The 230-nt window shown below is 61.3% G+C and carries 1 protein-coding gene; it reads right to left on the bottom strand.

Translation table 11 applies throughout. The features are described from left to right. Positions 1 to 230, bottom strand: a 230-nt coding sequence (locus tag SB717_RS40035) for an ABC transporter permease (protein ID WP_410908943.1), incomplete at both ends; no start/stop codon positions are given.

Genomic DNA, 230 nt, shown 5'->3' with positions numbered 1-230 from the left:
GACCGCGGTGACCACGACGTTGACCACGAACAACGCCATGAACGCGTACACAACCGTTTCGTTGACCGCATTGCCCACCGACTTCGCCCCACCGGAGACGGTCAGCCCGCGGTAGCACGCCACCAAACCTGCGATGAGCCCGAACAACAGCGCTTTGATCGACGAGATGACCACCTCGTTGATCCCGGGCAGCAATGTGATCCCGGACGCGAAGGCACCTGGATTGACGT

The sequence above is a fragment of the Priestia sp. SIMBA_032 genome (genome assembly GCF_046535215.1).
Classification (GTDB): Bacteria; Bacillota; Bacilli; order Bacillales; family Bacillaceae_H; genus Priestia; species Priestia aryabhattai.
This window is presented reverse-complemented; position numbering and strand designations above follow the sequence as displayed.